Raw genomic sequence first — 24,901 nt, forward strand, 5'->3', positions numbered from 1 at the left:
CGCTTTAGAGGATCATGCTTTCCCCGGTGTTGCGCACAGTAATATCGCTGACTGAGACGCCCAGAGGTTGATTAATGGCATAGATGATATTGTTGGCGATTTCTTGAGGGTCCAGCACCTTGCAGCCGATGCTTTCAGGATCGGTATCCGTGTTGGCGAAATACGCTTCGCCTTGCTCTTCCATCTGTTGGAAAATCCCAGGACCGTTATGACCCAATATCCCCAGCGACGTCATCGGGTTGATGACTGCGCTGTTGAGGTTCGTACCCGGGACGCCGGTTGGGCGGATTGTGGTCACTTTGATCTTGCCTTGCGCCTCGATGCGCAGGCTTTCTGAGATGAAGTTCACAGCAGTTTTGGTCGCTGCATACACACCGCCACCAAAGACCGGAGCATTGCCGAAGATCGACGAGACATTCACGACTTGTCCGTGGCCTTGTTTGATCATCTGATCATAGACAGCGGCGATGCCATTCACGACGCCCTTTAGGTTGATGTCGATGCATTGGTGCCATTTGGAAAGCGCAGCTTCATGGTCCGAATAAAGCGCAAGCGGCATAATGCCTGCATTGTTGACCAAGACATCAATTGCGCCGAATTTATCAATCGCTGCCTGCCCCAAAGCATACATTTGCGCCGCATCGCTTACATCTGTCGGCACGCCTTGTGCTTCATACCCTTGATCAACCAACTCAGCTACGACCTTTTCAAGTGCATCGGCATTGACGTCTGCGCATGTGACCTTGGCGCCCATCGCGGCTGCTTTATGGCTGGTGAGCATACCAAACCCGCTCGCCGCGCCGGTCACGATAACTGATTTTCCCTTGATATAGTCCGTCACACCATCTTCCTCTCATTGATGATTTGCCTTGCAATGACACAAAATTTGCGTTTTGTGTACCATTCAATTTCTGAGTATGGTTCAGCTCGAAAAAACGGCAAAGTTGGGGCCTCGAAATGGGTCCTAACCTGAGAGCTAAGATAAAACAGAACCGAGGATGCATTGGGATGACCGACAGATTGTTGGGCAAAAGCATAGCCATTACGGGCGCAGGGCGGGGGATCGGACGGTCGCTTGCCCTTATGTTCGCGGCCGAAGGGGCAAAGATCGTTGTAGCTGACTACGGAGGTGATGGCGAAGGCGGAGGTTCAGCCTCGAGCCGTCCAGCGGACACTGTGGTTTCAGAGATTCGTGAACTCGGCGGTGAAGCTATTGCCACTTACAGCGATGTCGCCACCGATGAAGGCGGAGCGGAAGTCGTAGAGGCAGCGATGGACCATTTCGGCTGCATCGATGGCTTGGTCTGTAACGCTGGGATTATGGCTCCTGAAAAGCCGCTCTGCGATATTACTGGCGATGAATGGGACACTGTCCTGCGGGTCAACCTGAAGGGCCAATTTTGCCCTGTCAAAGCAGCCATTCCGGCCATGCAAAAGCAGGGAGGTGGTAGGCTGATCTACGTCGCTTCCTCCTCTGCCATTGCATCCGATCATGGCAGCGTCAGTCAGGAAGAGGCCAGCCCTTATGGCGTGTCGAAAGCCGGCGTGCTGAGCCTTATGTGGCAAACGGCGATGCAATTTGGGCCACAAGGCATTACGTCCAATGCCATTATGCCGGGGGCCGCCACACGGCTGGTCGATATGCGATTGCCAGATTTGCCCGCATCACAGGCATTTCACAGCAGCAATGCGTTGGGCACTTGGCGTGATCCAAAGCACGTCGCACCAATTGTCGCCTATCTGCTGAGCGATATGGCTTCATCCATTAATGGCCAACTTTTCGGCATCATGGGTGGACGTCTGGCGCGGTATGGGGCGGTGGCCCCAACCAAGGCCATTGATGCACAAGATGACGTTGGTTTCACACTCGATGAGTTGATCCGAAGGTTCCCAACCGAGTTTGGCGAACAGCTCGATTATGAGGCGGCCTTATTCCCGCCTCCCGTTACCGAATAGGACCTCACTATGAACTTGGAATATCCTGCCGAGGCCGAAGCGTTTCGCAAAGAGCTTCGCGAATTCATGAAGCAAGAGATCCCTTCTTGGTGGTCGAACATTCTCTCTGATGACGAAGGCTCTTACGAATTCTCTCGGGAGTTCTGTAAGAAGCTGGCTGCCAAAGGTTGGCTGACAATGGCGTGGCCAAAGGAATATGGCGGCGCGGATGCTGATGTGTGGATCCAAAATGTCTTCCGCGAAGAAATGTGGAGCATGGGCGAACCGCGCGGGCAACAATATCAAAGCCTAAACTTCATTGGCTTTGCCATCATGATGTTCGGCAGCGAAGCCCAAAAGGAACGCTATTTGCGCCCTATCAGCGCTGGCGAAGCATGCTGGTGTCAGGCTTTCACCGAGCCCCATTGTGGGTCCGATCTGGCGGCATTGGAAATGACCGCGATTGAAACCGATGAAGGGTTTAAGCTGAACGGGCATAAGACCTGGGTCAGCTACGCCAACAATGCCGATCACTGCATCTTGCTGGTCCGGACCGATCCAGAAAGCTCACGCCATGCTGGGCTTTCCTTGATGGTGATCGACATGGATACGCCTGGTATCGTCATGCGCGACACCCCGACGATGGCAGGGCAAACCAAAGTTCAAGAGCTGATCTTTGAAGACGCAATCGTCCCGCATGATGCTCTGGTTGGGCCCATGAATGATGGTTGGAAAGTCGCCATGACGGTGCTTGAACGTGAGCGCGTGGGATTGGGGTATTCGGGCCGTGTGCAAATCCAGCTCGACCAGCTTACCGACTACGTGAAAACCGCGAAGGACAGCAAGGGGCGCTTGCTTTCTGAACGTCCTGACGTGAGGACGCGGATAACGCGGTTGAATGCTCTCAACAGAGGGCTGCGGCTTGTGATGAACCGTGCCTCTGCGCACCCGTCTCTGGTCGATGCAGCCATTTTCAAGGTCTTGGCTGGCGACATCACCACGGAGACGAGCGAACTTGCGCTCGAACTGGCGGGGCCAAGAGGACTGCTTCTCGACGATGATCCTATGGCCACGCTTCCTTTAGGAGGCGCGTATAAGTGGTGGGTTTATGCCTTGCCGGTGCAAGTGGCCGCGGGCCCCAGCGAAATTCAGCGAAACATCATTGCCCAGCGCGAGCTGGGTTTGCCGAGAGGGTAAGCGGCCATGGACTTTAGACTGAACGAAACCCAAGTCGCCCTGCAGGTTGGCGCCCGAGCTGCGCTTGAGGCGAATTTCTCAACAGAAGCAATGCGCGAAGCTGAAAGGTCACAGGCAGGGTTTTCTAAAGAGTTATGGACCGATGCGGTTCGTCATGGTTGGCCTGCTATGACCGTGCCAAGCGAGTTTGGCGGGGCAGGGACAAGCCTGCTGGAAGCATGCGTCATTTTGGAAGAGGTTGGGCGTGCTGGGGCAACTTTGCCATTGGTGGCAAGCTCCGGCCTGTCCGCCGCGATCCTTCAGCGTCTGCCGAAATCTGATATCCGCGATCGGTGCCTTACCGATATCGCGGCTGGCAAGATCGTCGCTCCGGCCCTTATCGACCAAGATGGGCGCAATGAGTGGGACGAAGTTCGTCTGCCCCTTACTCAAAGCGGTGATGGGTTTTCTCTTAGTGGCGGCAAGATCCTTGTTCCTTTCGCTTCGGCGGCGGATTGGCTGCTGATTTCCGCGCACTCTCCATCGGGCGAAACCGCGTTGGTGGTCATTAAGGCTGGCGCTGAGGGTGTCTCGATTACGCCGCATCATTCAGGCGCGGGTGTTCCTCTGTCGTCGGTTGATTTGGCCAACGTAGAGGTGCTGGGTGAAGCAGTTCTGGGGATTGGTGAGGCTGCGGTTTCAGCGCTTGAACAAGGACTGCATGTCGGATCACTCTTGGCGACTGCAGAGGCGATTGGTCTTTCTGAATCGATCAAGACTTTGGCCACACAATACGTCACGCAGCGTCAGGCATTTGGCCAATCAATCGGCGCGTTTCAGGCGGTCGCGCACCCATGTGCGGATATGCATATCAGCAATGAGACGGTTCGCCTGCTTGTCCATCAGGCCGCTTGGATGAGCGACAATGGCAAGGATGCCACCGAAGAGATGACATCGACAAAGGCGCTTGCGAATGAGCTGTTTGAGCGCGTTGCCAATGATGCTTTCTGTTTCCACGGAGCGGCCGGCTTTGCTGAAGAGGTGGACCTGCAAATGTTTATGCGGCGAGATCCGATATTTCTGCGCCAGCATGGGCGAAACCCAAGAGGCGCTGGAACGCGCAGCAGATGCGGCGGGGCTTTAAGTGGCGATTGGGGGGCTGGACCTGATCGAGGGAGACACGACAATGACAGATAAACTCTCTGGGGGTGCCTTTGCGGTGCAGTCCGCTTCGAATGTGACCAAGCCCAATTGATGGGCGCGGCCACCTGCCATTGCCGAGACTGCCAGTATGTTTCAGGCGGTGGCCCTGCACATATCATTGCTGTGCCGGAAACCGCTTTCGAACTTCAACAAGGCGTAACGAAAGGGCATGCCGTCACGGGCTCTTCGGGCGGCGAAGTGACACGTCATTTCTGCCCGGAATGCGGGACACCCATGTTCAGCGAGTTAGGCGGTGCACCGGGCCTTAAAATCATCAAAGTGGGCACGCTTGATAACCCAGCTGCGTTTCAGCCTCAGATGAGCGTTTGGACATCCTCAGCCCAGCCTTGGGCGCAGATTGATCCAGAATTGCCACAATTTGAAAGAGATCGACAGTAGATGCCGAAAAGGGTGTCGCTCGGACAAGATTAAGGAAAAGGGACAAGACGATGGGTGAAGCATATATCATTGATGCAGTTCGCACGCCGCGTGGCATCGGCAAAGTTGGCAAGGGGGCTTTGGCTGAAGAGCACCCGCAGCACCTCGCCGCAACTGTTCTGAAGGCGCTCAAAGAGCGTAACGATCTCAATACAGCAGAGGTCGACGATGTGATTTGGTCAACATCGAGCCAGACAGGCAATCAAGGCGGCGATATGGGGCGAATGGCGGCACTGGATGCTGGTTATGATGAGCGATCTAGCGGCACAACTCTTGACCGTTTTTGTGGTGGGGGCATCACATCAGTTAACTTCGCAACTGGCCAGATCATGTCTGGCTTGGAAGACCTGATTGTTGCTGGCGGGACAGAGATGATGTCCTACACTGCATCTCGGGGCAAAGAGGAAATGGCGGCCGGATTGGGACCCTTGATGATGGGGAGCGGGAACGAGCGTCTGCGCAAGGTGCACCCGCAGTCACACCAAGGTATCTGCGGTGATGCTATTGCATCGATGGAAGGGATCAGCCGAGTAGCGCTTGATGCACTAGCGCTCAAGAGCCAGCGAAACGCAGACAGGGCTATTCGTGAAGGCAGGTTCGATAGAGGCGTTGTTCCTGTAATTGCCGATGACGGCAGCGTTATTCTGGATCATGAAGAGTTTCCGCGGCCACAGACAACCGCCGAAGGCCTGGCTCAGCTTGAGCCGAGCTTTGCCAAACTCGCTGATATGCCATTGGACAAGCAGGGCACGACCTTTCGTGGTTTGATAAATCAGAAATACCCTGACCTTGAGATCGAGCATTTCCACCACGCTGGAAACAGCTCTGGTGTTGTTGATGGAGCAGCGGCTGTATTGCTTGCGTCCGAGCGATATGCGGAGAAAAACGGCCTGACGCCGCGCGCAAAGGTCGTGACCATGTGCAATATGGGCGATTGCCCGACATTGATGTTGAACGCTCCGGTTCCCTCGGCGCAAAAGGCATTGAAAAAGGCAGGCCTCACCAAGGATGATATCGATCTTTGGGAGATCAATGAGGCATTTTCGGTGGTGGCTGAGAAATTCATCCGCGACCTCGATCTGGACCGCGAAAAGGTCAATGTGAATGGTGGAGCTATGGCCTTGGGGCACCCCATCGGCGCAACCGGTTCAATCCTGATCGGAACGATGGTGGATGAGCTTGAACGTCAAGGCAAAAAACGCGGGCTTGTGACCATGTGCGCTGCGGGCGGTATGGCGCCAGCTATCATCATTGAGCGCGTATAATCGCTTTGTCATAACGAAAAGAGCGGGTCGGCATAGGATACGTCGGCCCGCTGCTTTTGTTTGAGTTTATTCTGCTTTGAACGCTTACTTCGGCGCCATGCGAATGGCTCCGTCAAGGCGGATAACTTGGCCATTAAAGTAGCTGTTTCTGGCTAGCTCTAACACTAGCGAGCCAAACTCTTCCGGCTTACCAAGACGTTTTGGAAATGGAACTGATGCCGCAAGCGATGCAAGCACGGGTTCAGGTGCAGCCATCATTGGCGGCGTTGCAAAGATGCCCGGCATGATCGCATTCACGCGGATGCCGATATCCATCAAATCGCGTGCCATTGGCAGCACCAAGCCGTTTACGCCCGATTTGCACGAACCATAGCCAGTTTGCCCGATCTGTCCGTCTTGCGCGGCGGCCGATGACGTCATGGTAATGACCCCGCGCTCGCCATCTTCAAGCGGCTCAAGCGACGCCATACCAAGAGCAGAAATTGATGCGAGACGATAACTGGAGATCAGCACACCTTCAGCGGCAAAAGCGAAATCTTCGGTCGATTGACGAGCGAACTCGCCGGTTTTGCGATCCATGTAGACGGTCTTCTTTGGCGGTTTAGCCGCCGCAGCGCAGTGCACCAAGACGCGCTCTTGCCCATGCGCTGCGCGAGCCTTTTCGAAGCTTTCGAGCACATCGGCTTCGTCGAGCACATTGGTCTTGCAAAATACGCCGCCAATCTCGTCTGCTACCGCTTGGCCGGTTTCTTCGTTCATGTCGAATATCGCGACCTTTAAGCCAGCTTTGGCAAGAGCTTGCGCCGATGCTTTGCCAAGGCCTGATCCGCCTCCGGTCACGATTGCAGCGGTCTGTTCGTAAATTTGCATTTTCAATCTCCCAAAACTTGTTCGCTTCACCAAGGGGCAATCGCTTTGTTGCGCGCCCGTCAGCGGGCAGGTGTTGGGGCTCTGATAAATCGGTCAAAGTGATGGGTCAACAGGTTACAAAAATTGACGCTTGTAACCCTGTTTGTTAAGCGCGAGGTGAACGCATAGTCTGGGATGCAGAGTGACCTATCTTGCCTATATCTTTGCCGCCTTTTGTTTTGCCAATGGCCTGCCGCATTCCATTAAAGGTTTTTGCGGCGAGCGGTTTCAAAGTCCCTTTGCCAAGCCGCCGGGAATTGGCGAGTCCGGTCCGGTGATCAATGTGCTTTGGGGACTGTTGAACTTTGCCTTGGCCATTGGCGCGATCGCCCTTGTTGGCTTTTTCGAGCTTGGCCTGAACTTAGAAACATTGACCTTTGTCTCGGCATTTTGCGTCTCGAGCGTTATTCTTGCGGTTACATTCGGCCGGATCCGCGCAAAGCGATAAATCAAAATTCTAGAACAACCATTGAGGAGAGCTTTTCCTATGACTGACACCACTGAAGAACCCGCAGTATTGGTCGAACGCCGCGACCGGATCATGATCATCACCATGAACCGTCCCGATGCGCGCAACGCCATTAACGGCGCTCTTGCAGAAGGTATCTGGAATGCGGTTCAAGAGCTGAATGAAGATCCAGAACTGACCGCTGGTGTTCTTACCGGAGCAGGTGGTTATTTTTGTTCAGGGATGGATCTCAAGGCGTTCCTTCGCGGTGAGAACACAGGGCGATCTGGTGATTTCATCAAGCAAGGTTGCGAAAAGCCTTTGATTGCAGCGATCGAAGGGTTTGCGATTGCAGGTGGCTGTGAAATGGCATTGACCTGCGATCTATTGGTTGCGGCAAAAGGCGCCAAGATTGGCATTCGCGAAGTTAAGGTTGGCCTCTTTGCAGGTGCCGCGGGATTGTTCCGCCTGCCCAGCCGTGTTGGTTATGCCAAAGCGATGGAGATGGCGATCACGGGTGATCACATCCTTGCCGAAGAAGCCAAAGACCTTGGCATGATCTCTGAGCTAACTGAGGTTGGCGGCGCAGTTGATGCGGCGATTGCATTGGCTGAACGTGTCGCAAAGAACGCCCCGCTCGCCGTTGCTGCTTCCAAGAAGCTCGTTCGTGCTGCTGCGCAAGGATATGACGAGGAAGAGCTTTGGAAGATGCAAGAACCATTGGTGGCCAAAGTCTTCACCTCCAATGACGCGAAAGAGGGCCCCAAAGCCTTTGCTGAAAAGCGTGAGCCAAACTGGACGGGCACCTAAATGACGACGTTACTTATTCGCATGGATGTGCTCCCCGAGAAGGAAGAGCTTTTTTTGAGCCATATCCAAGGCATTGTTGAAACTATGCCGGGGCATGAACCAGAAACTCGGGTCTATGCCTTTTGGCGCACCAAGACGCCGCATCAATACTTCATGGTGGAAAGCTACACGTCTGCGGAGGCGCTCCATTCGCATATTGAACGGCATAAGCACGGGCAGGCGGAGTTTCAGACCTTCTTGGCGAAGCCGCCCGAAGTCGAAGCGTTGGGCGACTTTGTGGTTGGATTCCCAAACGAAGGAACCCTTCCCATCGCTTAGCAGCCGCTACGCGAACCAATGCTCAGCTTGGTGGTCGTGGATAAGGTCCACGGCCCCATTCAGCATCTTGAGGAACATTTTGTCCCCTCGTTCAGTGCGCTCAACAAACATTGATGAGTGAAAGGCTGTCCGAAAGAGCTGAAACGCCCCAAGGACGTAATGCTTTTTCATTTCGGAAGGGTCGTACGGGCCGCCACCAAGCCGATGAAGTTCGCTGGCGTACAGCTCAAGCAATTCGTCTTCATGCTGGCGCCGCTGCTCTGGTGTAAGTGCGCCGGCCAGACAATATCCAACATCCGTTGCTGCTGCCCCCGGACCAATGGATTGCCAATCGACAACGGAGAGAGCTTTGCCCCCTTTGGGAGTTGCGAAAAGCATATTGTCCGGGCGAAAATCGACATGGACTAGGCATTGCCTTTGTTCGATGAGCTTCTGATACGCCTCAATGTTCTGGGTTAGAGCATTGCCCAGCTGCTCAGCACGCTCATCAATGTCGCCTGAAAACCGATCTTTGAAGCTATTCCAAACTTCCCTCATGGCATCGGGCGCAAAGACCGCGCGCGTCGGGGCAGTGTGTTCCATCCATTCAAGGCTTAATGCGGTCTCATCCATCCAGAAGGCGGAATGCAATTTTGCAGCTTCACAAACGACTGTCTTCGCTTGCTCTATAGATATGCCGACAAGTTGATCGCCTTGCTCCGCAGGTGCTTCATCGCTCATCAACAATACGAAATCATGCGTCTCTTCGTCCATGAGCGATAGGTAGCAATTGGGCGTTGTGATGCGCGCTTTGGGTTGGAGCTCTTGATAGAACTTCACCTCCCGCATGTAGATGCCAAATTGGACGCCAGCGGTTCTGCTGTCGTCGGCATCTGCAGGGAATTTGCCAACCAAAGTATCAGGCGCATCGCCGCCGCGTGTTTGGTAGTTTAGGGAGAAACGGATGCAGTCTCCCAGCTGACCCGTGCCAACCGGCTTTTTGTCAAAGCTCGCCACCGTTGCGTCGATGCCATTTCCTGCAAGGACCTGTGTGAGATACTGCGCGTCGATATCGGTCCAATGTCTGATCTCTATGGTCATATCCGCTTTCCCGGGCTCACCGTTCCTGCGCAATACGCAGGGTAGGACTGTCAGATTGGATACTTGCCATGATCACCCAAACTGCACAACACACGTGACATAGATTGTGTCATGTGCGAAACTGACTATTGGGATCGTGGTAGCGGGAAATCGGAGCGGTCTTGATTGCTGTCTTGCGGCGAAAACATGGCGTTGATGAAGCGTGAGAGGATCGGCTTTTGAAGTATAAGAGTTTGGGCGGAACGGGTCTCTATGTGTCCGAACTGACGCTGGGGACGATGACCTTCGACAAAGAAGGTGGAAGCTATGCACCCCGCATGGGCTATACGGGCCAAGAGCTGGCGACCAAGATGGTCGATATCTCGCTTGAGGCCGGGATCAACCTTTACGATACCGCCAATATCTATGCCTCCGGCGTGTCCGAGGAGATGTTGGGCGTTGCCCTAAAGGGTAGGCGCCAGGATGCGCTTATCGCGACCAAACTCTACAATACGATGACCCACGGCATGAACGACCTTGGTACCAGCAGGTTGGCGATCATGCGCGAGGTTGAGGCCAGTTTAGACCGGCTCGGCACTGACTATATCGACCTGTATCAGGTCCACAATTTTGATCACACAACCCCGCTTGAAGAGACCCTAAGGGCGCTTGATGACCTCGTGAGGCAGGGCAAGGTTCGGTACATTGGCCTTTCAAATTTCAGCGCGTGGCAAATCGCAAAGGCCGATGGCGTTGCCAAGACCAATGGAACGGAACGGTTCTGCAGTGTGCAAAACTATTACTCCTTGGTTGGCCGCGAGGTGGAGCGTGAAATCCTTCCGTGCACCATGGATCTTGGCCTCGGGACGATGATCTATAGCCCGCTTGCGGGCGGCTATGTGACAGGCAAATACTTGGACGGCGATGATGTCGAAGGACGGCGTGCAAAGTTCCAATACCCGCCTGTAAGCAAGAAACAGGGGCCACTGGTCCTAGCGGCGCTTTCTGACATTGCTGAGCGTCATGGCGCCACGATTTCTCAAGTTGGCCTCGCATGGCTTTTGCATAAGAAAGCCGTGACGAGCGTCATCGTGGGTGCGCGTACAGAGAAGCAGCTTAGAGATAATCTGGCCGCCGTGAACGTTGAACTTACCGCCGACGATATGCAGCAGTTGGATAAAGTGAGCGCAATCAAACCCGAATATCCTGGATATCTCGCGCAGTGGGAGCGCGGGGAAAACCTCTACAAGCAAACAGCAAGCCGCAAGTAACCGGGTGGCGATAAAAATAGGGATCAAGGTATTGGCAGACACAACATTTGGACCAAACGGATGGACACCCGATCGGATGGGTTCGCTTAGCGGAAAAACCTATGTGATCACGGGGACCACAGCCGGGACGGGCTTTGAAGCAGCGCGTCATTTGCTGTCGAAGCGGGCAAAAGTGGTTATGCTCAACCGCAATCCAGAAAAGGCCGCCGCCGCGGTCAAATCGCTTAAGCAAGAGTTTGGCACTAATGCCGATGTCACAGCGATTACGATGGATTTGTCGGTGCTGGAATCGGTTCGCAATGCGGCAAAGGAAGTGCTTTCAGTGGCGGAGCGGATCGATGCGCTGATCTGTAATGCGGCCATTGCGCAGGTGCCTAAGCGCCAATTGACCGTCGATGGGTTCGAAAGCCAGATGGGCACAAACCACTATGGGCATTTCTTGCTCTGCGGGATGCTGTTCGATCGCTTGGAGGCATCGGGCGGGCGCATCGTTCAAGTGGCGAGCCTTGGATACAAGCTTGGTATGCGCACGATCAATTTCGATGACATCAATTGGGACGACAAATACAACCCAAACACTGCCTATTCGCAGAGCAAGCTTGCGCAAATGATGCTTGCCTATGAATTGCAAGACCGCGTTGCAGCAGCGGGCAAGTCAGTGAGGGCTTACGTCTGCCACCCAGGTGCTTCCAAAACGTCTCTGATCGCAACCAGCGCAAGCCGCGTTATGCGTGCCATCTGGTGGCTTATGACTCTTTCCCCAATGGTTCAGACGGCTGAAAAAGGCGCATATGGCCAGTTGATGTGCGCGACCGAGGAAGGTTTGGAGGAACGTGCATTCTACGGTCCGACTGGAAAGATGGAGTCGGTCGGTCCCGTGGGCCAGGGGACATTGGAACCACACGCCTATGACAAAGATGTGATGACACGTCTTTGGTCACTCTCGGAAGAGGCGACCGATTTCAAATGGGCGATTTGAGCATGTTAAGCCTAGCTTGCTGACTTTGGGGGCGCGCCTTCATTCTGCGCGCGGTCCCACTCAGCGAAGAACCCTTTCAGAATAGCAATTGTTTTAAGCGGATCATCTAACAAGAGATGATGGCCCGCTTTTTCGATTGATACAAACGGCGCATTGATCCGTTCGCGCATGCCTTCTTCGATGTCGTCTGTAAGAAGGATAGAATCCGCGCCTCTGATACAGGCGAACGCACAAGTCAGATTGCCAAGGCAATGCCAGGGTTTTGCATCGTCCCAGTCAATTTTGCCCCAAATGGATGGGTCGAATTTCCAGGTCCAGCCGGAGACACCATCTTGCTCCACTTGCTTAACGCTATGGCGGGCGATGTGGTCGAGAACATAGTGATTTTCGCAAGGTTGCGGTGGTGCCAACCGAAACCTTGCAAGAGCCGCCGCGAGATCGGGAAAGAATGCCGCCCGGTTCGAAGGTTTGGGTTTGGGCCGTTCAATCGCCTTTTCGGCGGGAAAGACCGTTGAGTCCATCAGAACCAGCCCTTTTAACCGCTCACCATAGCTTTCCGCCGTCGCGAGCGAGATTATTCCGCCAAAGGAATGCGCTGCAATGATCGGTTTTACCTTGTGGTCGAACATCCCCGAGGCTTGCATGACGCCCATCTGTTCGGCCGCATATTGTTCCAGACTGTATTCATCGCGCCAATCAGAATTGCCCATCCCAGACAGTTCCATCGCGACAACGTTAAAGTCATCGGCAAATGACGGTGCGATGAAATCAAACCAATGCGCATGCGCGCTGTTGCCGTGCACCAATAAAAGCCCAGGTTTAGCTGGGTCGCCCCATTGTTGATAAGCGATCTGTGCGCCATCAACCAAGACGCTGCCAGTCCTATATTCGGCTTCGACGGCGTCGGTGAACCAAGACGGTGCAGGCGGGGCAACGCCTTTATATGCGGCAAGAATGTAGGGATCGTTCATTGCTGTCGGTCCTGATGAGGGCTCAAGACTAGGCTGAGAACGGTCAGTTACTGCATTGTTTTGTGCCATGTGTCTTGCAAAAGCCTCATTGTTTTTCGATTGCCGATTAAGACACATCGCCGCGAACGCGAAACCGAACATTTTGTCGACCTCTATTGCAGTGATCTGCAAACTGGTTCACGGTCAAAATATCGTTTATAGAAACCATTCGGTATGTAAAAATGTCTGCTATGTAAAGACTGCGGATTGCGCCTAGAGATGGAGCTTTAGCCAATTGCCTAGTGTATCAACCAAGGCGGGATCAAAAGGAACGCAAGGCCGGATGGGCCGCAGAAGTGCTGCGCAAAGCAAAGAAACCCGCCGCGCCTTGCTCGAAGCCGCGGCCAGTATCTTTGCAGAGAAAGGGCTTAACGGCGCGACTATCGATGAGATCGCAAAGCGCGCGGGCGTCACTAAAGGAGCGATTTACAGCCACTTTGATGGCCGTGAGGATTTGCTTGTTCAGTCTTGCCGTTCTGCGTTGCAGTCTTTCCATCTGTTCAAGCTGGCGCAGGTTGCGCCCGATCTGAAGACATTTGTCCTCGAGACGGCCGGCGTCCTTCTCTCAGATGATGGCAAAGACGCTCGGATGCTCAATATCGAGGCTCACCTTTCCGCTGCGCGTTCGCCGAAGATCGCTGGACTTATGTCGGAATGGTACGAGGCAACTATTGATCTTACAAAAGACCGGGTTCCCGAAGGTGCTGGCACTCCCAAATCGGTGATCGTTATGATCAATGTCCTGATGCTTGGCTTTTGCCACAAGGATGCATTTGAATCGCTCGAAGTGGACACGCATGAGCTGCTCAAATTGGCTGGCCAAATGACGGATGCACTCTTGGCTCCGGACACGTCTTCTGAATGAGCCGCGCTCTCTATTTCCAATGCCATTCGGGCATCAGCGGAGATATGACGCTTGCAGCGCTCATCGCGCTTGGGATGCCTGTCAATCATCTACGCGCTGAGCTTAGCAAGCTCTCACTCGATCATGAGTTTGAGCTGGAAGCGATTGCTGCAGAAAAGATGGGAATTTCGGGCGCGCAAGTCACCGTGACCCAAACTGCTGACGGTGGCCATGGCGCGCACTCCCATGATCACTCTCATGGCCATGCGCATGGACACGAACATCATCACCATCATTCTCATGGCTCTAGGGACTATCAGCAGATCAAGCAGCTGATCGAAAACGCGCCCTATTCAAAAGGTGTGCGCGAGCGTGCTTTGGATATGTTCCGACTTGTTGGCGAGGCTGAGGCTAAGATCCATGCGATGCCCTTGGAAAAGGTGCATTTCCATGAGGTTGGAGCCATCGATTCCATTGTCGATATCGTGGGCGCCGCGATTGGCTTGGAATATTTTCAGGTTGAATCAATTGTGTGTGATGCGGTCGAACTTGGCTCTGGCCGGGTTCGTTGTGCGCACGGCGAATACCCCGTACCCGCCCCTGCGACGAGCGAAATTCTGATCGGCGTACCCTGCCAAACTGGCGGCATAAAAGGCGAGGCAACGACGCCAACGGGCGCGGCAATTCTCAAAAGCAATGTCGATCATTTTGAACCAGCTGGCCGATTCACGCCGGAGCGTATCGGTTACGGCATCGGGCATAAGGACTTCGAAATTCCAAACGTCCTTCGTGTGATGCTGGGCGACTATGACGCTGCCGAAAAACCGCAGGCTCAGACTGTCTCTGAGGTACCCAAGGCGTCCAATTACGAGATCACGACAAATATCGATGACATGTCGGCCGAAGGGTTCCAACCCATGCTTGATCGGCTTTTCGAAGCAGGCGCAAGCGATGCGTTCCTGACCCCGATCGTGATGAAGAAGGGCAGACTTGCCCAGTCTGTGACTGTGCTTTGCCGAGCAGAAAAGCTGGAGGCGTTGTCAGACCTACTCATGTCCGAATCTTCGTCCATTGGCGTACGGATAAAGCCGATTTGGAAGCGGATGCTCGAACGCGAAATCAGGCTCGTCTCGACCACGCATGGCGATGTTCACGCAAAGATCGTGTCATTGCCAGCCGGTGGCCGCCGCTGGAAAGTGGAGCACGACGATATCGTCGAGATCGCGAACAGGACCGGGCAAAGCTACGCTGCTCTGAAAGCAGAAATTGACCGGGAAGTCGCCAACGCTCTGCAAGGTGATTGAGCACAGATTGGCATTTGTCGAAGATTTGGGATGTGATTTGGAACGATGACGTTTGAGATGGGCAAGAAGATGCTGGACGGCATCAAAATCGTAGACATGACGAGTGTGGTCTTTGGACCCTATGCGACGCAAGTCTTGGCGGACCTTGGCGGTGAAGTGATCAAGATCGAAGCGCCGGGCGGTGATCAATTCCGATACTCTGCGCGCCATGCAAAGACGATCGGAATGGCCCCCGGTTTCATGTCCATCAACCGCGGCAAAAAATCGGTTGTCCTCGATCTTAAGCAGCCAGATGACCTTGAAAAGATGAAGCAATTGCTCAGCGATGCGGACATCTTCATTCACAATGTGCGCGGCAAAGCGGTTGAGAAGTTGGGTCTCGATTTTCAAGCCGTTAGTGCGATCAACAAAGACATCATTTACGCCCATTGCGTGGGCTTTGGGCAAGACGGACCTTATGCTGATCTTCAGGCCTATGACGACGTCATTCAGGCCGCAAGCGGGACGACGACTTTGTTGCCGCGGGTGGATGGCAATGAACGGCCACGCTACTTTCCCTCCCTTATCGCTGACAAAGTCGCAGGGTTGCATGCGGTGTATGCGGTGCAAGCGGCGATCATTCACAAGCTTCGAACGGGCGAGGGGCAGAACATCGAAATTCCGATGTTTGAAAGCTTCACCAATTTCATGATGCTCGAACACCTTGGTGGACACGTCTTTGATCCGCCCGTGGGCGATGCAGGATATGCGCGCCAGATTGATCCAGACCGGCAGCCCTTTCCCACCAAAGACGGGCACATCAGCATCGTCATTTACACTGATGCGAGCTGGGGCACCGTCCTTGATCTCTTAGGCGATCGGGACCTCATCAATGATGAACGCTTCAACTCGCGAAAAGGGCGCTACATAAACCAAGCGCTGCTCTATCGCCGGATAGCGGAGCTGACGCCGCAGTTTACGACCACACAGTTGATCCAAAAGTGTCAGGTAGCACAAATTCCAGCGCAGCCCGTTCGCGATCTCAATGAAATGTTGGATGAGCCGCATTTGCAATCGGTCGATTTCTTCTCTCGGCGAGAGCATCCTTCGGAAGGCAGCTACTTTGAAATGCGCCAACCCGTTCGCTTTTCATCGGGCGAGAGCACCTCGGAAAGGATGCCGCCACTTTTGAATGAGCACGGCGACGAGGCCGAGCGCGCAACTGGGGAATAGCCATGTTGAACTTGTTTGACGATTTTCCGATCCACCAAACGCCGGAACCTTTGGCCCACCCGGCGACCAGTGACCGCAATTTCTACGATCGCACATGGTTTAATGGCTATTCGGTCGATGGTGATTGGTATTTTGGCATTGGCATGGCGGTGTACCCGCATCGCGGCATCCTCGACTGCGCGTTTAGCGTGGTTGAGAAGGGGGCAAGCAGCATTGTTTCTACGCCTCATGCCGGGCGCCCAGCGAACGCACAGTGATGGAGGTTGGCCCCTTCAAGCTTGAGATATTGGAGCCCATGCGGCGCACGCGGGTGGTGATCGAAGAGAACGAAACGGGGATCAGCTGCGACCTTACCTTTTCCACCCGAAGCTCCGCAGTGGAAGAGCAAAAACAGACGTTCTGGAGCGGCACCCGGCGCATCATGGAAAGCACGCGATTTGACCAATTTGGCCGTTGGTCAGGCAAGATTGCCCACCCTGACGGGGAAATCGGCGTGGCGGAAGAAGGCTGCCGCGGTACGAAAGATCGTTCATGGGGTGTGCGGCAGGTGGGTGAACCGGAATCGGGCGGGGCACCGCCGCTTACGGAACAGAGTGCGTTTTTCCTCTGGGCACCGCTCTTTTGGGACGATCACGCCACTCACTCCATCTTTTTCGATGGAAGAGACGGCATGGACCTCAGCACGGAGGGCATGGTCATTCCCATTTACGCAAGAGAAGCCGATATTCCCGGGACGGAAGACCCGGGAGTTGAGCGTATGGCCGGCGTTGCTCACCGTCTCGAATATGTTCCGGGGACAAGGCAGATCGAAACCGCGCAGATCGATTTGCTCGACAAGCAAGGTAATGTTCGGACCATATCGTTTGAGCCGGGGCTCGTTTTCTACATGAGGGGGCTGGGCTATATGCACCCCAAATGGAAACAAGGCGCATGGCAAGGAGAGCTTGAGATAGGGGCTGAGACTTTTGATCCCGCATCCCTTGATCTCAATGATCCGCACAATTTGCACGTGCAACAGGTTGTCCGAGTAAACGATGGCCAACGTGAAGGGATCGGCGTGCTGGAGCACGCGTGCTTGGGGCCCTATTCTCGATACGGCCTCACTGGTATTGCCGACGGCGCAGCTTAGGCTGTGAAAGGTATGCCAAAGGCCCGGGCTGCTGCTTATCCGACACGGAGGCGAGTTCGCCACGGACTGCCTCCACCGCCATTGCCTTACCTAAGTCACTGGAAGTGAATGATTATTATTACTGACGATCATCTAGCCCAAGCCCTAGTTTGAGTTGGGCTACCCCAGCGGACCAAGGCCCTGGGGGCAAAATCCTCTATCTCACTATCCCACCTACGCACACGCAAGTGAGGGGTAGGGACCCAAGGGGGTACCCCCACTTAAACTGGCCTAACCCCGAAAAAATTCTCTTATTTACCTAGTTAAGTCGGCTTTGCGCCCCACAACCGGCGAAAAGCTGTTCTACCGTGAGCAGGGGGCAAACCAGTTCCTCTACGACCTCCACCGCGACCTTGCTTGGCCTGATGCGCTGGGTGGCCGAACTGTGGGACGCATTCTGGTTGGACTCGTCGGGATCGCGTTCCTACTATTGATCCTTTCAGGGATAATCGCCCATACCAAGATCACCCGCGAGCTGCTCACGCTTCGCTATCGGAGATCCGTCCGCCTCAATTGGCAAGACAGCCACAAAGTGCTTGGCCTTTGGACCTCACCTTTCGCAGCAACTATTGCACTAACAGGTGCGTTCTTGGGCGTAGTGGCATTGTTGCTCCCTTTAATGGGGTTCGTCACAATGAAAGGCGATCAAGAGGCACTTATCGCGGCACTGGGTCTTGGTGAAGTGGAGCGGAGAGAGGTTTCGGCTCCCATGGTGCCAGTGGACACAATTGGTCCGCGCACCCATCCCGAAACAGGCAACTCTCTGGCATTTGTTCGCTACACCAATTGGGGTGATGAAACGGCGACGGCAAACCTCAGCTACAAGGCTGAGACGCGCCTGCTCTATGCCGATACGCTTGATGTGAGCGCAGTGACGGGCGAGCCTATCGCCAGTAGGGACATATTCCTGACCGGCGGACCTTTTGCGTATGTATTGGCGACCTTCTCACCACTCCACTACGGAACAAATGGCGGGGTCGCTCTGAAGCTGGTCAACCTCGCTCTTGGCCTTGCGCTTGCGATCATGAGCGCGCTCGGCAACATGATGTGGATTGAGCGTCGCCGACACGGCGGAGAAGGCACGAAGTCTGATCGTTTCTATGCGGTGCTAAGCGCCATCAACACAGGCGTTTGCGCAGGCCTTCCGCTTGCATCGGTCGCAGTGCTTGCCTTTGATAAGCTGTGGTGGGGCAGCGAAGCCGCACGATACTCAAGTGTCGCCATAGCATTCTTCGCCTTCTGGGTCTTTGGGGCAATCTATGGCTACGCTCGCGGCATCGACTACAAAGCCAACCGAGAATTGCTGGCTGCAACCGGTCTAAGTTTTGTAGCTTTGGCTCCGCTCAATTGGATCGTCACGGGTGACACGATGTGGTGCGCGTTCGGTACCGGCGCGGCTGGCTCCGCTTGGTTTGATCTATCGTTTATTGTCCTTGGGGGGCTAACACTGGCACTCGTGGTTAGGCTCCCCGGAGGGCGACCAAAGGACGAACGCCGTTCTAAAGCCGAACTGATTGAGACGATTGATCATGCTGAGCTTCAGCCAGCCGAGTGAGAACAAGCGGCTGATTTTGGGTCGTGAGCTGTCAGGCCGGTTTTGGTTTCTGACTTGCACAGCCTACTAATTCGTGGGCGCAGATGTGGGAGCAGCCTGTCTTGGAGTTAGCATATCTCAGCTTTCACAAGTACTTACATCTCAGCACTTGCCACCACCGTCTCCGCCACCCACCCCCAGCACCGATCTTGTCAGTATTGCAGACTTAGGCTGCGAGGGTAGTGCGGTTTCCGCTGAGCCTTGGGAATGTCGACGACCTGCTGGCCGAGCGGAGGATTGATGTCTCTCACGAGGCCGTGCGGCATTGGTGGAACGGGTTCGGCCCGCTGTTCGCAGATGATGTCCAGCGACAGCGAGTAAGCCAGATGCGGGGCTTCAGGCAGTGGAAGTGGCACCTCGACGAAGTCTATTTGAAGATCAATGGCGAGCTGCATTACCTGCGGCGCGCAGTCGACCAGTAGGGCGAGATCCTCGAGAGCTACGTCACGAAGATGTGCGACAAGAAAGCTGCAATGCGAGAACCCGGCAAGCGGGACAAACAGGAGGTAGGACGCTGGGCCAATAACAGGTTGGAGAACAGCCTCCAGCCGTTACGATTACGAGAGCGAGCGATGCTCAGATTTCGGCAGATGAAGTCGTTACAGAGGTTCGCCTCAGGCCACGCTAACGTCCACAAGCACCTCAATGCCCAACACTACCTATTCGATAGAGAAACCTACAAGACCGCCCGCTCAGTCGCACTGGCTGAGTGGCAAATCTCATGGCCTGAGAATTAACTTGGGAAGGGGTACTTGCGCGGAACAGAGACAAGTTGCGATTAGACAGAATGCCCCTCGCACACCATGCCTGTTTCTGTGATTGCCAAACCCAGCATACATATTTAAGTCTATTAAGAATGTTGGTCGAGCGCCGTAATTGGGCAATAACTGAGCTTCGATTACGCTTATTACTGATCTTTTTCGCCGCAATATCTGCTGGCGCTTTATCGGGATGCTCGCAGTCCAAGAACGATACTTTGCAGGCTTCGGCATGCCAGACTGCAATGGAAGCCGCTTACGGGACCGTTCCGGATGATCTGGGGGCTGCTTGCGCAGACGAGCTCCCCCAACTCAATTCCGATCTCCAATCCGCGGTTGTCGACAACTACATCCGCGAGACACGTAAATATCTTCCTGCAGAACGTTTGCCCGAGCTGATAACAAAGCTGTCGTCAGACAATCAGCGACGTATGAGCGCATTCGGAGCCCTCAAGATCATGCGCGAAGACGATGCCATGGAACGCTTAGACGCCATGGCAGCCGATCCAGCGAATGTGGCTGATGAAGTTGCATCGATCCTGATCGAACGTGCCCGTGCCGAGGTCATCGGACTGTCCGGCGATCGCGATCGTCAAACGATTATGTATGACAAGCTCATGCCGCGAGCAAAAGCTGCGGGTTTGATCCGTATGGTTCCTAGCCTGCAATATGGTTATGGCGTGATCGCTGCGCGTCAGGGTCGCTTGGCTGATGCAATAGGTCACTACCGTGCGTCCACCATAAGCTATGAACAAGTGGATAATCTGAAAGCTCGAGATGTGAGCTGCGACGGCCTGGCTGCGACAATCATAAATTTAGACTTCACCTCGCCTGAAGGTCGGGAAGTCCTCGAGGCTGTCAATAATGCTGGCTTGGCGTTGTGGGCTGGATGCGCTTTCCAGGGGATGAGCTGGAAGACCGGTCACGACGGCGATATCGATCTTTCAAACCAATACGCATCCAAGGCAGAGGAAATTTATCAGCGACATAACGCAGAAGGCATGTTGGCCATGCTTTATCTCAGCGATGCTAACACGGAAATGTTCGCGCAAAACTTCGCAAATTCCATTGCACTGGCCCAAAAGGCCATGGACATCGGGACCAGACTGAAAGACCAGTCCATTGTATACAATGCGAACAAATATCTTGCAGGGATATATTCCGATCTAGGACAACACGACAAGGCTATTACGCTTTTCGAGGCTGCATTGGATGCCACACAAGGCACCAATCTGGCCCTGACGAGCAGTGTTGAGGCAAACATCGTAAAAGAAATTGGGGTCCAACATTACTGGGCTGGTCGTCCTGCCGAAGCTTTGGAAACCCTGACACGCGCGGGCAAAATTTTTCAGACCACTGACGCATATATGTCAGGTTATACCGATTTTCACATGGCAAAGTCACTCTATGATCTTGGGCGCATGGATGACGCTCTCGAACGAGCACAAGCAGCCTTAGAAAGATACGATGGCCCGATGGATGGTATCAAAAAAGCGGCTGTTTTGACCTGGATTGCGGAAAGACATCTCGAAAGCGGAAATGACGATCTGTCATATTCACGGCTCACTGAGGCAAAAGACCTGATAGAAGCGTCAGGGACATCCGTCGAAGACTTACCATCTCTAGGCGGATATAAGTTTTGGAACCTAGAATATGCGGAAAGCATGGCGAATATGATGAAGCGGATGGGGAAACCGGAGATGGCCATTCCCTATCTTGAAGCCGCAGCCACGATCAGCAAGGCCCAGTATCGTGGCGATAATATGAAAGCGCTGGCCAATACCGAACTTATGTTTGCTGTGCGCGACCGCGAGCAAGATCTAAGACTTATGCAGCGCAACGGGGAGCTCAAGGATCTCCAATTACAAAGATCTCAGCTGCTTGGCATCCTGTCTTTGATGGGTGTGGGCCTTGTCGGCCTGCTCGCATTTATACTTTACCGATCGTACCGATATCAACGGCAACTTGTATTGACGCGCGATATGTTTCTGTCGGAAATTCATCACCGAACCAAAAACAACCTTCAGCTGTTATCAAGCCTATTGAGAATTGATGCCCGACGTAAAAAGGACATAAGCAAATCTCCTGGCAGCCGCTACGATTCTGCAAATCGCGCCCGCACAATGGCTCTGGTGCATGACCACCTTTACATGAGCTCGGATACGTCCGAAGTCGATACGCACGAGCTTATCATCGAGCTGCTAGCACTTCTCGACTCCAGCCTCGGACGTTCCGAAATCATTGTGACTTCCGATATCGAGAATGCGCAAGTTAATGTCGATACCGCTACCCCACTAGGCCTTGTCTTGTCTGAGATCATGACCAATGCATACAAGCACGCTTTCGGTCTAGAGGGAGGCACTTTGCATGTGGAATTGGCTAGCAAGGACAACTCTCTCACCCTGCGCATCCAAGATAACGGCCGCGGTTTCGATCTTAACAAAGCCCGAAACAAGAGCGGCTCAATGGGTCTGTCTATAATAGAAGATATGGTCAAGCAGATGAATGCATCTTTGAATGTGCGATCAAACGAGCAAGGATCCTGCTGGACTATATCCGGTATTCCGCGACATTGATCTTTCCCGCTTGCCCATCATTCGGCTAGCGCTTTTGAAAAGATAGAATTGTTAAGATGAATAGCCCCAGGCTTACTAGACGCCTTCGTGCTTTATGTTTTGCTTTCGTTCGTAGTTGAACGGTGACAGCATGCCGTTAGCCGCGTGCTTTCGAAGGTCTACTATGGACAAAAAGCGCTGTCGTTGCACGCCCAAACAAAGACTGGTTTTCGGTATCACCAGCGTCATCAGGATCGCGCTACATCCCTTTGATGCGACGACTTTGAACGAAGTCGTGGAAGGTGATGGCGTTTGGTTTTAACGCGCGTAAGCTCTCATAGCCGAAGGCAAAGTTGATCCGGTTATGCCAGCTGAGTTGCTCTGCGAACTCAGGCGCCAATCTGCGAAACAGTGCGGCCGGAAGGCGCCAGCCTTTCGGGCGTGTGCCGGTTACTTTGCGGTATGCACGTTTCATCTCGCCCACCGTCATCACATCACCAGCCAGATTGATTTTGCGACCTGCAAAGCTGTCTGGTTTGGTCAAGGCCTCTGCAGCTATCCACCCTAGATCGCTGATTGCCAGCATTTGGAATTTCGTCTCGGCATTTAGAGATCCTGCCAAAATCGGAAACAACAGTTGGGGTTTCATGTTGGGGTTCATCAAGTTGTCCATGAACCAGACAGTGCCGAGAAGCGTCCAGTCGAGGGGGCTGCGTTTGATGTCTCGCTCCAGCAATGCCTTCGAAATGAAATGCTCAGGACCGCCAGGTTCGTGACCATCGCCCATGCTGGACTGTACAATATGGCGAACGCCAGACGCCTGCGCGGCTGCAATGACTGCCCTCCCTTGTTCCAGCTCGCCCACGAGCCCCGCCTCGGGCGCATAGAAGTCCTGAACTGAGAATACGGCCTCGATACCGTCGAACGCAGGAAACAATGTGTCAGGTTTTGACAGGTCCCCTTGGACGACCTGCGCACCCATTCTGGCAAGCGCTTGTGCTTTGTCAGACGAGGCCCGTCGGGTCAGGATACGGATTGCGTGACCGCGCCTCAGCATCTCATGCGCAACAGCTCCGCCCTGCAATCCCGTCGCGCCAAGAATAAGGAAGGTCATTGGGCCACCTCCCTTGTGATGAATTCATCAACTTGTTTCGCGACTTCGTTTGGCCGTTCCACGACCGAGATATGTTTGCCGCCCACCGGCGCGAAGTGGCCGTGTGGGACAAGTAACGCGGCTTCTGCCTGCACTGCGATCGGATACATCACGTCTTCTTTTCCGGCGATTACAAGCGTGGGGCAAGACAGGTCAGCCATGCGCGGCAACAACGGCGATCCGCGCAAAAGAACAGAGCGGATTGCGGCTGACATTCGCTTAGGGTCTGCCGTCTTGAGCATGTCGTGAAAGGCGCGCGCGTAGTGCTGGTTCGCTGCCAGAACCTCAGAAGTGAAGAAGCTGTTGGCGACGCCGTTGCGAAAGGCATTTGATGACAAAATCCAACGGGCACCGCTGGCGATGAAGCGAGCCTGAAGGCCAGGGCGGGTCGCGCCAATCTCCATGGGTGTGTTCATCAATATCAGGGCTTTAACTCGGTCAGGATTTGCGAGCGCCAGTTGTGCAGCGGCCATCCCGCCCCAAGACGTTCCGCCAACGATGCCACGGTTCAGATCGAAGTAATCCATGATCTCTGCCACCGCCTTTGCGCAGGCGTCCATGGTAAACTCGGCCTCGCCGCCGCCGCTTTGCCCATGGGCGGGGCCGTCGATCAACAAGAACCGATATGACCCGCCAAGTTGCGCGGCAAGATCGCTATAGATCCGATGGTCGGTGAAAATCGACGGCCAAAGGACAATCGTCTCACAACCCGCGCCTGTATCCAAAACATGAAGCTGCCCCAAAGCGGTCGAAACGATGCAGGATACAGCCGCTGTGGCGTCAACTCTTGTCATTGGATTCATCGTGCACTCCAAAAGTAATCAATGATTACATATCGTCGCTTGCGCGCAATGTAAACACTGATTACAATTCCCTCATGACACTGGCAAAGCCCGATAACGCGCATCACCACGGAAACCTTAAGCAAGCACTTGTGGAATATACCCTTTCTGCGGCTGATCATGGGACGTTAGCCCAGCTGTCCGTGCGCAAGGCCGCCCGTGATTTGGGCGTGTCACCGGGGGCTGCCTATCGCCATTTTCCTGATAAGGACGCCCTAATGGCCGCCGTCGCGGCACAAGGATTCGACGCTTTGGCAGGCGCCTTTGAACACACCGTCCCCTTTGAAAGCGAGGCGCGGGACGTAGCGGAGGCGCGCGCAAGGTTTGTGACGCTGGCAAACACCTACATCGCATTTGCGCGCGACAGGACCGAGTTATGGAGGCTGATGTTCGGCCCTTTAGGCCTGATCCCAAGCCCGAATGTGGGCAGACCTTCTACCTATGACTGGCTCGCCAAGAGCCTGGATGAAATGGCGCTTTTTCAGATCATTGCCCCAGCAAGTCCTGAGGATCAGTTCTTTGCATGGACTGCCCTTCACGGATTGTCGGACCTGCAAGGCTCTCCTGCGGTCAAAGAGGCGCCGCTAGAAAGCACGATAGAACGGCAGTGTTCGAAGATCATCGCCGCACTTTCATAGAGGGCAGTAATA

23 protein-coding genes and 2 pseudogenes are annotated in these 24,901 nt (G+C 54.2%); 19 read left to right on the top strand and 6 right to left on the bottom strand.

Annotated features, from left to right (window positions below):
• Positions 1-4 precede the first annotated feature (4 nt).
• Positions 5-841, bottom strand: a complete 837-nt coding sequence (locus AC0V6L_RS09175; RefSeq protein ID WP_486153974.1) for an SDR family oxidoreductase — start codon at positions 839-841, stop codon at positions 5-7.
• Positions 842-1,008: 167 nt separating this feature from the next.
• On the opposite strand from AC0V6L_RS09175, the gene AC0V6L_RS09180 reads away from it, so the two are divergent.
• The 5 genes and pseudogenes from AC0V6L_RS09180 to AC0V6L_RS09200 all read left to right on the top strand — a co-directional run bounded on the left by AC0V6L_RS09180 (position 1,009) and on the right by AC0V6L_RS09200 (position 6,017).
• Complete coding sequence (locus tag AC0V6L_RS09180; RefSeq protein ID WP_486153975.1) at positions 1,009-1,956, top strand: SDR family NAD(P)-dependent oxidoreductase; 948 nt, start codon at positions 1,009-1,011, stop codon at positions 1,954-1,956.
• 9 nt (positions 1,957-1,965) lie between these two features.
• Complete coding sequence (locus AC0V6L_RS09185; RefSeq protein WP_486153976.1) at positions 1,966-3,132, top strand: acyl-CoA dehydrogenase family protein; 1,167 nt, start codon at positions 1,966-1,968, stop codon at positions 3,130-3,132.
• Between the two features lie 6 nt (positions 3,133-3,138).
• Entirely contained in the window at positions 3,139-4,308 is a 1,170-nt protein-coding gene (locus tag AC0V6L_RS09190) for an acyl-CoA dehydrogenase family protein (RefSeq protein ID WP_486153977.1), read from the top strand.
• Between the two features lie 24 nt (positions 4,309-4,332).
• Positions 4,333-4,713, top strand: a pseudogene (locus tag AC0V6L_RS09195) (GFA family protein); the annotation flags it as partial.
• 50 nt (positions 4,714-4,763) lie between these two features.
• On the top strand, positions 4,764-6,017 hold the full coding sequence (locus AC0V6L_RS09200) for an acetyl-CoA C-acetyltransferase (protein WP_486153978.1): 1,254 nt from the start codon (positions 4,764-4,766) through the stop codon (positions 6,015-6,017).
• A gap of 84 nt (positions 6,018-6,101) precedes the next feature.
• Here the strand turns inward: AC0V6L_RS09200 and AC0V6L_RS09205 are convergent, their stop codons facing one another.
• Positions 6,102-6,887: an SDR family oxidoreductase gene (locus tag AC0V6L_RS09205; protein ID WP_486153979.1), complete on the bottom strand. Its 786-nt coding sequence runs from the start codon at positions 6,885-6,887 to the stop codon at positions 6,102-6,104.
• A 181-nt stretch (positions 6,888-7,068) separates the two neighbouring features.
• On the opposite strand from AC0V6L_RS09205, the gene AC0V6L_RS09210 reads away from it, so the two are divergent.
• From AC0V6L_RS09210 to AC0V6L_RS09220, 3 genes are read left to right on the top strand one after another with little or no spacing between them, the layout of a single operon-like run.
• Positions 7,069-7,374, top strand: a complete 306-nt coding sequence (locus AC0V6L_RS09210) for a hypothetical protein (protein WP_486153980.1) — start codon at positions 7,069-7,071, stop codon at positions 7,372-7,374.
• 39 nt (positions 7,375-7,413) lie between these two features.
• Complete coding sequence (locus AC0V6L_RS09215) at positions 7,414-8,184, top strand: crotonase/enoyl-CoA hydratase family protein (RefSeq protein WP_486153981.1); 771 nt, start codon at positions 7,414-7,416, stop codon at positions 8,182-8,184.
• Complete coding sequence (locus AC0V6L_RS09220; protein WP_486153982.1) at positions 8,185-8,502, top strand: putative quinol monooxygenase; 318 nt, start codon at positions 8,185-8,187, stop codon at positions 8,500-8,502. It abuts the gene before it with no gap.
• Between the two features lie 6 nt (positions 8,503-8,508).
• Here AC0V6L_RS09220 and AC0V6L_RS09225 read toward each other — a convergent pair whose 3' ends face one another.
• Complete coding sequence (locus AC0V6L_RS09225) at positions 8,509-9,582, bottom strand: phosphotransferase (RefSeq protein WP_486153983.1); 1,074 nt, start codon at positions 9,580-9,582, stop codon at positions 8,509-8,511.
• 218 nt (positions 9,583-9,800) lie between these two features.
• On the opposite strand from AC0V6L_RS09225, the gene AC0V6L_RS09230 reads away from it, so the two are divergent.
• Together AC0V6L_RS09230 and AC0V6L_RS09235 are read left to right on the top strand one after the other, a co-directional pair.
• On the top strand, positions 9,801-10,832 hold the full coding sequence (locus AC0V6L_RS09230) for an aldo/keto reductase (RefSeq protein WP_486153984.1): 1,032 nt from the start codon (positions 9,801-9,803) through the stop codon (positions 10,830-10,832).
• A gap of 31 nt (positions 10,833-10,863) precedes the next feature.
• Positions 10,864-11,811 (top strand): SDR family oxidoreductase, encoded by a 948-nt coding sequence (locus AC0V6L_RS09235; RefSeq protein WP_486153985.1) that lies wholly within the window; start codon positions 10,864-10,866, stop codon positions 11,809-11,811.
• A gap of 11 nt (positions 11,812-11,822) precedes the next feature.
• On the opposite strand, the gene AC0V6L_RS09240 is transcribed toward AC0V6L_RS09235, so the two are convergent.
• Positions 11,823-12,782 carry an alpha/beta fold hydrolase gene (locus AC0V6L_RS09240; protein ID WP_486153986.1) on the bottom strand — a complete coding sequence of 320 codons (960 nt, stop codon included), beginning with the start codon at positions 12,780-12,782 and terminating at the stop codon, positions 11,823-11,825.
• A 322-nt stretch (positions 12,783-13,104) separates the two neighbouring features.
• Between AC0V6L_RS09240 and AC0V6L_RS09245 the strand changes: the two genes are divergently transcribed.
• The 8 genes and pseudogenes from AC0V6L_RS09245 (at position 13,105) to AC0V6L_RS09280 (ending at position 22,277) form a co-directional block, all read left to right on the top strand.
• Positions 13,105-13,686, top strand: a complete 582-nt coding sequence (locus AC0V6L_RS09245) for a TetR/AcrR family transcriptional regulator (RefSeq protein ID WP_486153987.1) — start codon at positions 13,105-13,107, stop codon at positions 13,684-13,686.
• On the top strand, positions 13,683-14,969 hold the full coding sequence (gene larC, locus AC0V6L_RS09250; RefSeq protein WP_486153988.1) for a nickel pincer cofactor biosynthesis protein LarC: 1,287 nt from the start codon (positions 13,683-13,685) through the stop codon (positions 14,967-14,969). The genes AC0V6L_RS09245 and larC overlap by 4 nt, the downstream gene beginning before the upstream one ends.
• A gap of 45 nt (positions 14,970-15,014) precedes the next feature.
• Positions 15,015-16,181, top strand: coding sequence for a CaiB/BaiF CoA transferase family protein (locus tag AC0V6L_RS09255; RefSeq protein ID WP_486153989.1), 1,167 nt, complete (start codon positions 15,015-15,017; stop codon positions 16,179-16,181).
• Between the two features lie 2 nt (positions 16,182-16,183).
• Entirely contained in the window at positions 16,184-16,438 is a 255-nt protein-coding gene (locus AC0V6L_RS09260; protein WP_486153990.1) for a hypothetical protein, read from the top strand.
• The gene (locus tag AC0V6L_RS09265) at positions 16,438-17,310 is read left to right on the top strand and encodes an Rv3169 family protein (RefSeq protein ID WP_486153991.1); all 873 of its coding nucleotides are present in this window, start codon (positions 16,438-16,440) and stop codon (positions 17,308-17,310) included. The genes AC0V6L_RS09260 and AC0V6L_RS09265 overlap by 1 nt, the downstream gene beginning before the upstream one ends.
• 313 nt (positions 17,311-17,623) lie before the next feature.
• On the top strand, positions 17,624-18,904 hold the full coding sequence (locus AC0V6L_RS09270) for a PepSY-associated TM helix domain-containing protein (RefSeq protein WP_486153992.1): 1,281 nt from the start codon (positions 17,624-17,626) through the stop codon (positions 18,902-18,904).
• A 221-nt stretch (positions 18,905-19,125) separates the two neighbouring features.
• A pseudogene (locus tag AC0V6L_RS09275) lies at positions 19,126-19,680 on the top strand (IS6 family transposase); the annotation flags it as partial.
• 50 nt (positions 19,681-19,730) lie between these two features.
• Positions 19,731-22,277 carry a sensor histidine kinase gene (locus AC0V6L_RS09280; protein ID WP_486153993.1) on the top strand — a complete coding sequence of 849 codons (2,547 nt, stop codon included), beginning with the start codon at positions 19,731-19,733 and terminating at the stop codon, positions 22,275-22,277.
• Positions 22,278-22,515: 238 nt separating this feature from the next.
• Here AC0V6L_RS09280 and AC0V6L_RS09285 read toward each other — a convergent pair whose 3' ends face one another.
• Both AC0V6L_RS09285 and AC0V6L_RS09290 read right to left on the bottom strand, forming a co-directional pair.
• Positions 22,516-23,370 carry an NmrA/HSCARG family protein gene (locus AC0V6L_RS09285; RefSeq protein WP_486153994.1) on the bottom strand — a complete coding sequence of 285 codons (855 nt, stop codon included), beginning with the start codon at positions 23,368-23,370 and terminating at the stop codon, positions 22,516-22,518.
• Entirely contained in the window at positions 23,367-24,134 is a 768-nt protein-coding gene (locus tag AC0V6L_RS09290; RefSeq protein ID WP_486153995.1) for an alpha/beta fold hydrolase, read from the bottom strand. The genes AC0V6L_RS09285 and AC0V6L_RS09290 overlap by 4 nt, the downstream gene beginning before the upstream one ends.
• A 209-nt stretch (positions 24,135-24,343) precedes the next feature.
• Here AC0V6L_RS09290 and AC0V6L_RS09295 point away from each other — a divergent pair, with 209 nt between their 5' ends.
• A complete protein-coding gene (locus tag AC0V6L_RS09295; protein ID WP_486153996.1) occupies positions 24,344-24,889 on the top strand; it encodes a TetR/AcrR family transcriptional regulator in 546 nt (181 codons plus the stop codon).
• Positions 24,890-24,901 lie beyond the last annotated feature (12 nt).

Source organism: Erythrobacter sp. JB1-15, from assembly GCF_057365035.1.